At 41.1% G+C, this 12,290-nt stretch carries 11 protein-coding genes; 5 read left to right on the top strand and 6 right to left on the bottom strand.

The window, feature by feature from the left end; genetic code table 11:
* Nucleotides 1-80 precede the first annotated feature (80 nt).
* The gene (locus NOS7107_RS12310; protein WP_015113305.1) at nt 81-1,592 is read right to left on the bottom strand and encodes an SLBB domain-containing protein; all 1,512 of its coding nucleotides are present in this window, start codon (nt 1,590-1,592) and stop codon (nt 81-83) included.
* Between the two features lie 322 nt (nt 1,593-1,914).
* Nucleotides 1,915-2,895, bottom strand: a complete 981-nt coding sequence (locus NOS7107_RS12305; protein ID WP_015113304.1) for an ABC transporter ATP-binding protein — start codon at nt 2,893-2,895, stop codon at nt 1,915-1,917.
* Between the two features lie 227 nt (nt 2,896-3,122).
* On the opposite strand from NOS7107_RS12305, the gene NOS7107_RS12300 reads away from it, so the two are divergent.
* Together NOS7107_RS12300 and NOS7107_RS12295 are read left to right on the top strand one after the other, a co-directional pair.
* Entirely contained in the window at nt 3,123-3,731 is a 609-nt protein-coding gene (locus NOS7107_RS12300; RefSeq protein WP_015113303.1) for a calcium-binding protein, read from the top strand.
* A gap of 458 nt (nt 3,732-4,189) precedes the next feature.
* Nucleotides 4,190-4,816: a hypothetical protein gene (locus NOS7107_RS12295; protein ID WP_015113302.1), complete on the top strand. Its 627-nt coding sequence runs from the start codon at nt 4,190-4,192 to the stop codon at nt 4,814-4,816.
* 77 nt (nt 4,817-4,893) lie between these two features.
* Here NOS7107_RS12295 and hisB read toward each other — a convergent pair whose 3' ends face one another.
* The gene (hisB, locus tag NOS7107_RS12290) at nt 4,894-5,541 is read right to left on the bottom strand and encodes an imidazoleglycerol-phosphate dehydratase HisB (protein ID WP_015113301.1); all 648 of its coding nucleotides are present in this window, start codon (nt 5,539-5,541) and stop codon (nt 4,894-4,896) included.
* Nucleotides 5,542-5,718: 177 nt separating this feature from the next.
* Nucleotides 5,719-6,495 (bottom strand): enoyl-ACP reductase FabI, encoded by a 777-nt coding sequence (gene fabI, locus NOS7107_RS12285; protein ID WP_015113300.1) that lies wholly within the window; start codon nt 6,493-6,495, stop codon nt 5,719-5,721.
* Nucleotides 6,496-7,335: 840 nt separating this feature from the next.
* Here fabI and ntcA point away from each other — a divergent pair.
* The 3 genes from ntcA to ruvX all read left to right on the top strand — a co-directional run bounded on the left by ntcA (nt 7,336) and on the right by ruvX (nt 10,373).
* A complete protein-coding gene (ntcA, locus tag NOS7107_RS12280) occupies nt 7,336-8,007 on the top strand; it encodes a global nitrogen regulator NtcA (protein ID WP_015113299.1) in 672 nt (223 codons plus the stop codon).
* Nucleotides 8,008-8,268: 261 nt separating this feature from the next.
* Nucleotides 8,269-9,759, top strand: a complete 1,491-nt coding sequence (locus NOS7107_RS12275; protein ID WP_015113298.1) for a DUF3084 domain-containing protein — start codon at nt 8,269-8,271, stop codon at nt 9,757-9,759.
* Between the two features lie 164 nt (nt 9,760-9,923).
* Entirely contained in the window at nt 9,924-10,373 is a 450-nt protein-coding gene (gene ruvX, locus NOS7107_RS12270; protein ID WP_015113297.1) for a Holliday junction resolvase RuvX, read from the top strand.
* A 37-nt stretch (nt 10,374-10,410) separates the two neighbouring features.
* On the opposite strand, the gene NOS7107_RS12265 is transcribed toward ruvX, so the two are convergent.
* The gene (locus tag NOS7107_RS12265) at nt 10,411-10,674 is read right to left on the bottom strand and encodes a DUF3146 family protein (RefSeq protein WP_015113296.1); all 264 of its coding nucleotides are present in this window, start codon (nt 10,672-10,674) and stop codon (nt 10,411-10,413) included.
* Nucleotides 10,675-10,957: 283 nt separating this feature from the next.
* On the bottom strand, nt 10,958-12,286 hold the full coding sequence (locus tag NOS7107_RS12260) for a hypothetical protein (RefSeq protein ID WP_015113295.1): 1,329 nt from the start codon (nt 12,284-12,286) through the stop codon (nt 10,958-10,960).
* Nucleotides 12,287-12,290 lie beyond the last annotated feature (4 nt).

The following is a 12,290-nucleotide window of genomic DNA, read 5'->3' as shown; positions in this document are numbered from 1 at the left end:
TTTCTTTGAACCAAAAGATTACCAGCTATGGGGACGAATAAACATTGAGTATTGTCCCCAATTTTTAGCTGTATCCTAAACTAAAATCCTGTGAAAAGTCTCAACACATTCAAAATTACACCAAAGGGGCCAGAGATAGCACCTAAAGTTTCACTAGTCTTAGTCAAACCATTCCGGCTAACTATAACCACATCGTTATTTCGCAGAATAGGATTAGTCGCCTCATTAATTCCATCAGCAAAATTGACTTTAACAACGCGTTTGGTGACAGAACCATCAGGATTCAGGCGCACTAAATCTACAGCGGCTCTGCTGGCTCTAGCATCATTAAACCCACCAGCAGCCAACAAGGCTTGGTTTAAAGAACTATTTGGCCTAAGTTCCGTAGCGCCTGGTCTTTTAACTTCACCGACAACACCAACTTGAATTGTGTTGGGAGACAAAGTTGTACTCGCTAGTTGGGTCGCTTCCGCTGCGGTTAAATCTGTAGCAGTTGGGATCACAATTGTATCGCCGTCTTGCACAATAATGTCTTGATTGACATCACCACTTTGGAGTAATTGCCAAAGATTAACATCAATATTTTGTTCACCACCAGTTCTGGTAGGACGACGGAGTTTAAGACTGCGAATGTCAGCTTGTCCGGTGATTCCACCCGCTAATTGAATTGCTCTGGTGACTGTAGGTAAGCCACCTGCTCCCCCTTCTGCACCGCCACCACCTGCGGTGACAAGATAAGAACCAGGACGGTTGACTTCACCAATAATAGCCACAGTTCGGGGTGTGCTGGGACTAGCAGCAAAGTTGCTGGCGGCTAAATTACGCGCGTCGGTTTTGTCGAAGTTAGATGCAGTTGGGACAAAGATGGTGTCACCATCGCGTAATGTAATATCTTGACCTATCTGACCTGTCTGTACAGCCTCTCTTAAGTTGAGGCTCACAAGTTGTTCACCACTGCGTCCAACTTTCCGCCTTACTTGTACTTGAGTGACATCAGCCGCTAAGGTAACGCCCTGGGCTGTGGTTAAGGCGGCTAAAACAGTTGGGTATTGTACGCCAGGGTTATCCCCTGCACCACCACTTAAGCTAAGAGTATAAGAACCAGGTCTTGTAACTTCTCCTGCGACAAAGATATTAATGGGGCGAGGTGATAACAAGTTGACAGAAATTAAAGGACGTTTTAAATAACGGGAGTATCTTCTGGCAATTTCATCAGATGCTTGTTCAGTTGTTAACCCCAAAACTGGAACACTGCCAATCAGAGGTAAGGTGATTGCTCCACCGGGAGGAATTTGATATTCTCCTGTGTATTCGGGTACTTCAAATACATTAACCCGGATGCGATCGCCTCCACCTAATGTGTAATTAGTATCTAGTTGTTGAGATGTTGCTGGTGATACCTGTTGTGGCGGAATAATTGGTGTTCGATTCGGCGGTAGCGTTTGTGGCGTTGGTATTACTGGTTTTGAAGCTGGTAATACTGGTTGTCCCTGAGCTAGGCTGACGGGCGACACAGCAAAATTGATAGCTGTACAAAAAGCCACACCCATAACTGGCTGGGTGAGGAATTTCCATAAACCTGTGTTAAACATATTTACCTTAGACTCTGAGACTACGATCGGCAAAGTACTGTCTAAACGTTTTAATTTGACTATACTTAAGTATTCCCGTTTCCCGACAATCTTATTTTCCTTGAAGGATACTCTTTTCCGGAAGCATAATTATTTATCAGAGTTGAATTTTTGGTAAAGTTAGCTTAAAGTTCAACTTACGGAGATAGGTATTCAGCATTTATTAATACAGGTTGTGATGGCAATTTACAACCTACGTAAGTGATTTATATCCCCGACTTCTTTAATAAGTCGGGGATCTGAAATCGAAAATTTAAAATGCTTTATTGAATATCAAAAATCACTAAACAGAGGTATTTTGTTGTTTAATCTTTTGAATAAAAAAGTCTTCCAGAGAATGACGCGCTAAATCCAAAGAAATGATTTTAGCTTCCATTAAGCGCAGACTATCAAGAAAATCATAGTAATCTGCTTGTAAAGTTCCTTGCCAAGAACCATCATGGCTAAATACAAGATTAGGTAGCCATTTGTGCAGAATTTCTTGATCGCCATCTTTCCCTTTGACTTGATAAGCATTAGTAGTACCCAATAATTCATTGAGAGAACCAGCGCAAATTAACTCACCTTTGGTGAGAATGGCAATGCGATCGCAAATTTGCTCAACTTCACTCAGAATATGACTATTGAAAAAAATTGTCTTCCCGGCGGCTTTTAACCCTAAAATGATTTCGCGCATTTGGTAGCGCCCTAGAGGATCAAGCCCAGACATCGGTTCATCCAAAAATATCAGTTCTGGGTCATTAATTAACGCCTGCGCCATACCAACGCGTTGTAACATCCCCTTAGAGTAACGCCGCATTTGTTTTTTGCGTGCATCAGCTAAAGGTAGACCGACTAATTGTAAAATTTGAGGAATGCGATCGCGCTGGATATTCCGAGGAATTTGGAAAAGTCCCGCAGCTAATTCTAAAAATTCCCAGCCAGTGAGATAATCGTATAGATAAGGGTTTTCTGGCAGATAGCCGATATTTTGCTTGACTTGGCGATCGCCTAATGGTTTACCCAACAATAATCCCCGTCCCCCACTTGGACGAACAATTCCCAACAACAATTTTAATAAAGTGGTTTTACCAGCACCATTCGGCCCCAATAAACCAAAAGTTTCCCCCTGATAAACCGTCAAAGAACAGCCTTTGAGAGATACAACTTTTTGATTCAGCCAAAAGCCACTGCGGTAGACTTTTCTCAAATCAACAGTTGCAACAACTGGCGGAACATCGGTAGGTTGCGGTTGCGCTTCAGCAGTATCTACAACAGACTTCATATAGTTTTAATTACTACTGACCAAAGTTATAGCTTGCCAGTATAACTTACATAGCAAAAGTTCCAACTGATTAGTGTTGGCTATCATGAGATATTTCTCATAAAAGTTTCATAATTAATTCATAATACGGTGCAAAAGTTTTACCAGAGTTAAGGGCAAGGTTGAGTCTCAAGCTGTAAACTACCCCAACTTATATCCAATCACTTCACGATCTGACAAAAAATCATATGGCACTAATAGTTGGAAACGATAGTGACAATCGCTTAAGAGGGACATCTGGCTCAGACACAGTTAGAGGAAGAAATGGAAACGATATTCTTGAAGGGTTTGGAGGTGCAGACACGCTTCTAGGCGGCAAGAATGACGATTTACTTTTTGGTGGTTTAGGTTCTGATATCTTATCTGGTGATGGAGAAACTACAGCAACCAACCAACCTGAAAAAGGAAATGATGTTCTCATAGGTGGTTCAGGCACTGATACTCTAATTGCATGGGGAGATGACATCCTCGTAGGCGGAGGCTCAAATCAATATGATTCTCAGCTAATCTCTAACTTGAAAAACGATCCGTTCAGTACTCGAATTACGGCAGATAGACAAGCAGACAGGTTCATCGCTATCAATAAAGATGCGATCGATTACACACTAACAATAGTGGACTATGAAGTTGGTATAGACAGGATTGACCTAAGAGGATTTGGTATAAGAAACGCGAGGAACTTTGAGGAAATCCAAGATAAAGGCGGCTGGTTTGAGGCTATCACTCCTGAAGTGAATGGCGCACAGCTTGTTCTCCGAATTAATGTCAATCCCACATCGCTGACTTACATCTTATAATAGTCGATGAATGTTAACGTAAGTCTCGCCAATGTACACGTTAACCCACCAAGCACTACCTGACAGCTATAAGGTATAAGTTTATTTGCGCGAGTTGGTAAGCAACACAACCCATTATGTAAGCTTATCAACTCGCGCAGGTGGGTTTTGCCTGTATAGCTACGATTTCCAGTCTCTCATACCATTTCACTAATGTGACTTCGCCTTGCTTGTTGAACACCCAACCAGTAGCAGGCGAAATTGTTACAGTCTCAGCAGCCTTTTGCGGTCTAGCAGCACGATTTACTGAACCATTTTGTGGTTATGCTGCCATAGTTAAACAATATTTTGAGTGCTGAGTGATGAGGTGGATAAGACGGATGAGGCGATCGCAAACACAACTCTTCTTGTTATAACTATTTGCTTTGCAATAAATCTTAGTTATAAAGGATACAACAATTACTCTGTTGATGAGATCAATGAAAATCCATCGACTCTGGAAGACATTTGTCCTTATTTGTTTAACATTAATATGCCTGATTATTTGGAATAACTTTCAATCACCAGATTATCAGCGAGCTAAGTTCTGCCACAGTACTAAACCTCTAACGGAAATCCAAGCTAATAATTACGATAATCTGGGAATTTATTGGCATAGTGGAACATTTATCAGAAAAGTTTCTCTGGATGATATAGGCGAAATCAAAGTAATTATTTTTCCTAGAGGACTTTCACCGCAAACTTGGTCAAAGATATATTCATCATCGATTCAATATATTGGTAAAGGTGGTGATAATAGTTGGCAAGAATGGTTACGTCCTGATTATTTTTATCTGCTTGAAGTTCCTCAACAAGCTACAGCCTTAGCTTTTGGCAGACTGTGTTATCGCAATGGCGATGTAGAAGTTGAGTCAATCAAAAAGATTACACCAACTTCTCTGGGAAACATAAGTGTCAATGACAAAATTTATCTTTCTCATTTATACCCATTACCAAAAGTTAATTCATCTACTGTAATTGTGAATACAGGCAGTAATCGTCAGGATACTCTTGGCACTCAAACAGAAGTATATTTCACGACAGTAAAACTTCCAGCAGAAAATTAGACTTCAGAAAATCTTGATTGCATAGATAAAAAGCAATGTCATTAGTTATTTGTATTTACAAATAACTAATGACTAATTTATAGAACACCTTTAGAACTAGGAATTGTCCCAGCACGACGGGGGTCAAATTCGGTCGCCATTCGCATAGCTCTAGCAAATGCCTTAAATGTTGCTTCAATAATATGATGGGAATTAATACCATCTAACTGACGAATATGCAGTGTCATTTGGCTATGATTCACCAATGCCACAAAAAATTCTCGCACTAGCTGAGTGTCATAGGTTCCCACGCGTTGTGTCGGAATTTGCAAGCCATAACTCAGATGAGGCCGTCCAGAAAAATCTAACGCCACCTGAATCAAAGCTTCATCTAATGGTGCGAGAAAATTACCAAAGCGGACAATACCTTTTTTATCACCCAATGCTTGATGCAAAGCTTTTCCTAAAGTAATACCCACATCTTCGTTAGTGTGATGGTCATCAATTTCCCAGTCGCCCTTGGCTGTGATATCTAAATCAATCAAACCGTGAGAGGAAATTTGATGCAACATGTGGTCTAAAAATGGAACGCCAGTTGCAGCATTGCATTTTCCTGTGCCATCTAAATTAATAGTTACTTGCACATCAGTTTCACCAGTCACGCGGTGAACAGAAGCAATACGAGCCGTAGTCAGTGCAACTTGGTGGAGAATAGAATCTTTGCTAGAAGTATCGCTAATTTGCATAGTTAGTGAGGAAGTAGGAAGTTAAAAGTAAAAAAGCAAAAGTAAAAAACAATTCTTTTACCCTTCGGGTTCACCACTTGCTTCTCCTAATCGGAGACGCTGCGCGAACAAGCCGGGAAACCCGTCCAACGCAGTGGTTCACCTTTTTACTTTTAACTTTTGACTTGAGTAATACTATTACATTCCCATAATTTCATATCCTGCATCCACGTACAGAACTTGCCCAGTAATACCGCTGGATAAATCACTGCACAAGAAAGCCGCCGTATTACCTACTTCTTGTTGAGTGACTGTACGTCGCAGAGGCGCTACTTGTTCCACATGATGAATCATATCTAAAATTCCGCCAACTGCGGAAGATGCCAAAGTCCGAATTGGGCCGGCTGAGATGGCATTAACGCGAATATTTTCTGGGCCGAGTTCTGCTGCTAGATAACGCACACTCGCTTCTAAACCAGCCTTAGCTACTCCCATAACATTGTAGTTAGGAATAGCCCTAACACCACCCAGATATGTCAAAGTAACGATGCTACCACCTTCTGTCATTAACGGTTTAGCTGCACCAGCTAACTGCACTAGGGAATAGGTACTAATTTCTAAAGCTGTATTGAAACCAGAACGGGAAGTTTGGCTAAAACCTCCAGTCAAATCATCTTTATTGGCAAAAGCCAGACAGTGAATAAGAATATCTAACTTGCCCCATTTTTCCCGCACTGCCTCAAAGGTAGAGTGAATCTGTTCGTCATTTTGGACATTACAGGGAACAAATAAGCTGGGATTGAGAGGTTCTACCAATTCCGCAACTTTTTTCTCCATTTTGCCACGTTCATCGGGCAGGTAAGTAATACCTATATTAGCCCCGGCTGCGTGCAACTGTTGAGCAATACCCCAAGCGATGGAGCGATTATTGGCAATACCTGTAACAAGGGCGTTTTTTCCAGTCAGATTCAGCATACAAATTATTAACAGGATCAATCATGATAAAGATGTCCGAGCAGTATCAAATATTTTTCTTTATCCCCATAACACAGTGTGGCGTTCACAACCCTAATATTCAAAAAATAAAAGTGTTTTGAACAATATTTGCTTTCACGAAAGTTCGTTTGGCAACGCGATGACTGTTTTTGACTTGGGCGTAGCTGTAATAGCTTTTCTTTTCCAAAAGGAAATAACACCCTTGAGTCTAAATTTTTTAGGGGAATTGAGGATACTTCAACTGCTGAATGTATCACCTGGGACTTTTCAGACATCCTCTTAGGAGGATACTAGAAACTGAGGCCTGTTTTGCTGGGTTGACCACAGGATTTAGAAAAATCATGTTTAACGGGAAAGAATACATGGGTCAGTTGCCAGAATTCTCCCATTGGATCTTGGGGTATTGGCGGATGAATAAACTGTGAAACACTAGACCAAATTGGAAATTTGCTGGTGCTTCTAGGTAACAGATATTTTTCCCAAAGGATTGATTTTGACGCTGAATTGTGAGTTGTGAATTCTTCTTTAAATCAACAACTGCATTTCCTGCATAAAAAATTGTCTGCTATTCCTGAAGATATTCTCAAGATATAATGAATTTTTTTGTAAAAAACCTGATGAATAGGAGTTTGTAAGTACTTATAACAACTACTAGCTAAAAAGGTGAAAAATTATGTATCATTATGAACAAATAACTCTGATGTTTGGTATTTGAGTATAGGAAAGTACAGAAAGGTTGACGGTGATTTATTGATTTTTCAGGTGTATTCTTAGGTAATCAGTTTATTTGTTTTTCCGGCATTGGGTAGGGGAAGGGAGATGATCGTGACACAAGATAAAGCCCTAGCAAATGTTTTTCGTCAGATGGCAACTGGCGCGTTTCCGCCTGTTGTGGAAACGTTTGAACGCAACAAAACGATCTTTTTTCCAGGCGATCCTGCTGAACGAGTTTATTTTCTTCTTAAGGGTGCTGTAAAACTTTCCAGGGTATACGAAGCAGGAGAAGAAATAACAGTAGCGCTGTTACGGGAAAATAGTGTTTTTGGTGTGCTGTCTTTGCTGACGGGAAATAAGTCGGATCGATTTTACCATGCTGTTGCATTTACACCTGTAGAATTGCTGTCAGCACCAATCGAACAAGTAGAGCAAGCACTTAAGGAAAATCCAGAATTATCAATGTTAATGCTGCGGGGTCTATCTTCGCGGATTTTACAGACAGAGATGATGATTGAAACTCTAGCTCACCGAGATATGGGTTCAAGATTGGTGAGTTTTTTATTAATTCTTTGTCGTGATTTTGGTGTTCCTTGTGCAGATGGAATCACAATTGATCTGAAGCTATCTCATCAAGCGATCGCAGAGGCAATTGGTTCAACTCGCGTCACAGTCACTAGGTTACTTGGTGATTTACGTGAGAAGAAAATGATTTCTATTCATAAAAAGAAGATTACTGTGCATAAACCTGTTAGCTTAAGTAGACAGTTCACTTAAACAAGAATTCAGCAGTCAGAAGTCAGGAGTCAGAAGAAAAACGTGATTCATTCTGAATTTGGGCTTCCTGACTCCTGCGTTCTTTGTTGTTCAAAGCAATTGGAGGTAGTGGAGTTGGCAATTATTGTGTTTTTGCAGATAATACCCATAGCTGGAGTTAAATCATAAATTGATGAATCTTCGCTATTGCCAATCATCCATCCTCCACAGACAATGGTCGAAAGTAGTAGGCTGTATCTGGAACCATTTCGGTAGTTGAAGATGACCACCGGGTACATCCTCATAGCGGCAATTTTAATTTTGGGAGGCGTAATTGCAACTGTGGGCGATCGCATTGGCACACGGGTTGGTAAAGCACGCCTCTCACTCTTTAAGCTTCGGCCAAAAAATACGGCGGTAGTTGTGACTATTTTCACTGGGGGCTTAATTTCGGCTTCAACTCTAGGAATTTTGTTTGCAGCTGATGAAAGATTGCGTAAAGGAGTCTTTGAATTAGAAGATATTCAAAAAGACCTAAGAAACAAACGAGAACAACTTAAAATCGCAGAAACGCAAAAAGGCCAAATAGAGAAAGAGTTAAGCCAAGCGAGAGTTGAACAAACCAAAGCACAACAAGATTTGCAGATAATTAATAAATCGTTGCAAGCCGCAAATGCTAAACAACGAGAAACGCAAGCGCAACTAAACCAAACTATTAGTCGCCAAGCCCAAACACAGTTGCAACTGCAACGCACTCAAGGGCGTTTGAATCAAGTAGCAACTCAATATCAACAAGCCAGATCAGAATTACAAAACGTTTACAATCAGAGAAAAGCCCTACAAGTGGCTGTAGGAGAATTAAAGGCGGAACAACAAAGATTGTACGCAGAGGCGAAAAAAGCGATTGATGAAGCGAAAGCAGCCATCATAAAACGCGATCGCGAACTCGCCAACCGCCAAGAAATTATTGAACAGCGCGATCTCAAAATTGCCCAACTAGATAAACTCATTCAAAATCGCAATTTAGAAATTACTGCACGAGAACAAGTTATTGCGACACGGGAATCTCGCCTCAAAGAATTAGAAAGACAACAGGATTATTTAGAACAGGAAGTAGCCAGACTAGAAAAATACTATCAGTCTTATCAAGACCTGCGTTTAGGCAAGTTGGCGTTGGTTCGTGGTCAGGTTTTGGCTGGTGCTGTGATTCAAGTTAACCAAGCTACTGCTGCGCGTCAGGCGGTACTGCAACTTTTAGGTGATGCTAACCAGAATGCAATTTTTCAATTAACTGAACCGAGTGCAAAACCAGAAAATACCCAAATTTTGCGTGTGACTCCAGAAAGAGTTGAGCAGTTGATTAGACAAATTAGCGATGGTAGAGAATATGTTGTGCGAATTTTCTCCGCAGGCAATTATGTCAGAGGCGAAAAACAGATAGAATTCTTTGGAGATGCTGCACGCAATATATTAGTTTTTGCAGGAGGAGAGGTCTTGGCTAGTACAAATGCTGATCCCCGAAACATGACATCTTATGAGTTACGGCAAAGGCTAGATTTACTCATTTCTGCTTCTCAATTTCGGGCTAGGAATGCTGGTATTGTAGAAAGTGTGCAAGTAGATGGAACTTTTTTACGATTTATCAACCAATTAAGACAATACGATCAGCCTTTAGAGATTAAAGCGATCGCCTCAGAAGATACTTATACAGCAGGGCCTCTGCGAGTTAAATTATTAGCTATCCAAAACGGCAAAGTTATTTTCAGTACGTGAAATGCTGAAACAATAGGAATTACAGGTTAAGGCTATGGTGACTAAAAGCTCAGTAACCATCGGTAATTGCTAAAAAGCTTGTGGTATGAATGTTATTTCTTTTGCCTGTTGCCTTTTTTATATATTTTTGCTATACGCCAGTTTAAAATTTTAGCTGATTGAATATGAGTTTAAATGAATTCTCGCCAAATCAACCAGTAATTCTTGGCTTTGATCCTGGTAAAGATAAGTGTGGTTTAGCCGTAATGGGATTAGATCGGCAACTGCATTATCATCAGGTTGTACTGGCACAAGAAGCGATCGCCAATATAGAAACCCTCCAAAAAACATATCCTGTTTCCTTACTAGTTATGGGCAATCAAACCACAGCCAAGCAGTGGAAACAGCAATTACAGCAAAAATTAGCACAACCATTAAATATCATGTTAGTAGATGAGCGATATTCTACTTTAGAAGCACGAGATCGCTATTGGCAAATGTATCCGCCCCAAGGACTCACAAAACTATTACCAAAGGGGATGCGCCAACCACCGAGACCAATAGATGACATTGTGGCTATCTTATTAATTGAAAGATATTTAAATCGTCTGACAGAATCAGCAGTCAAGAGTTAATAGTCAATGGTTCTGATCTCTCCCTTGCCTTGTATCCTCATAGTTCTGCTCGGATAGTAAAAGCATAATCGCTTCCTGGCTCCAACTGATAATCTTGTTTTTCTAAAAAGCGCCCAAGGGGTTCTTTGATTAAAGCGCGGCCTTGGGATGGCTTCACAGACAGTTCTCCACGGCGGAAATGCCACTGGAAATGCCACTCAAAATCCCCCGCGCTAACTTCGCCCTCAAGAAAGCCGTGTTGCCAGGATTGGCGCGTAATTCTGACATGGGCAGTAGTTTCTGGCAAACGTTTTGCACTCACAATGCTTTAGATAAAGTGTGGAATAAAAGCAAACAATATAGTCTATTTCTTTTATTTACCAAACTTAGCGTAATTCGACAAACTGACCAAAGTGAGTATTTATTTTTGGGTACTAAGCCGAACGACTGAAGTAGCGGCTAAACAGACTGGATGGTAATTGGACGGCGGTGTTGGTTTTATAGTATAGAAGAATTTGTTTTAGGTTGTGTTAGCAACTATGTGTTCCACCATGCTTTTTGTTGCCTATTAATAGTGCCATAGTTGCTAGTAAAAATGAATCCAGTTATTTCTTTTTAAGTGCGAAAAACAGCACTATTATTTCACTTATCACACCCGCAAGCATTCCATAGGCTGCTGAAGTAGCTCCGCTATGTTTTGTAAAAATCAAACTTCCACATACTACTAAAGTAAAAGTCGCAGCAACTACTGTTGCCAAGTTGATGAACCAGTTCTTGCCCTTGTGAATAAGTAGCCCCTGAAAAGTATTTTGCAGAGCCAGGAGCAGGGGGAAACATGAGAGTATTTGTATAACTGGACGAGATGCTTCTACAAGAGAGGGATTATTTCCCAAAAACTGACCCAGTAAAAATAATCCTTGGTCTGTATACCCCAGCCAAAACGGTATCAAAGTAAAACTCAGCCCGACAATAATTACAAAAGCAGCAAGTGTTTGCTTGGAAGTTTCTTCATAAGCAGAAATTACCACTTGTTGAATCATACGTGTACCGTTAGCGATTGAAAGCAGTAGCCCCCAGGCCGCAGGCCAAACGGCAAGTGCTAAACTACCATCGAATGCGCGAGCAATCAGACTCAAAAGTATGGCTCTTGCGCCCCATACTAAAAGCATGGTAGAGGCTAAAGGAAGATAGTAAAAGCTGACTCCTGACAAAGTTTGAGGCAGTTTCTTAGTCTCAAAATATCCTTGTTGGTTAAGAATAGAAATAGCACCAAGACGCATACAAAACCATGTAACCAGTACCGCCTCAATGAGTATGGCTCCCATCATGGTGATACCTGCTAAAAATGCGCCATCTAACCGTAAAGTTACTCCCACTGCCAGCGACACAATTACCCAAGTCAATCGCGCTACACTTGCCCAACCTACAGCTATGCTCTTTTGAGCGCGAATTAGCAACCCTTGAAAGAATCGCCGCCAAGCAATCACGAAAGGCCACAGAAACATCAACAAAAAAGCAGTTCTTCCTCGTGCAGCAATTGATGCGCTCACGCCGAATACATCAAGTAATAGCCAGTTATACAAGGGTTCCCAGGTGAGTAACAGAAAGATACCACTTAGAGATAATCCCGCAATCATCGTAAACTGCCAAAGCGCGCGCCGAGATTTGGCTTGGCCTCCCAGTGCAGTTGAGGCATGAAGAATCATGATGATCGGGCTTTCCAGAAATACAGCAACTCCTTTGACTACCCCGACTCCGGCTAATGTCTCTTGCGGAAAGGCTAGGCGACTGAGTGCAGATGTCTGAAGCGGATCTCCAAGAGTCATTGCCACATCAGATAAAGAAAGTGGAATAAACTGCGTCAGTAGTGCTAACAGCGATCGCCCTGAAGTTATTTGATTACTTTCTTGTTTGGGCTGGGGTGAGGTATTCATGTTA

This window comes from Nostoc sp. PCC 7107 (assembly GCF_000316625.1).
Taxonomy (GTDB): Bacteria; Cyanobacteriota; Cyanobacteriia; order Cyanobacteriales; family Nostocaceae; genus Nostoc_B.
This window is presented reverse-complemented; position numbering and strand designations above follow the sequence as displayed.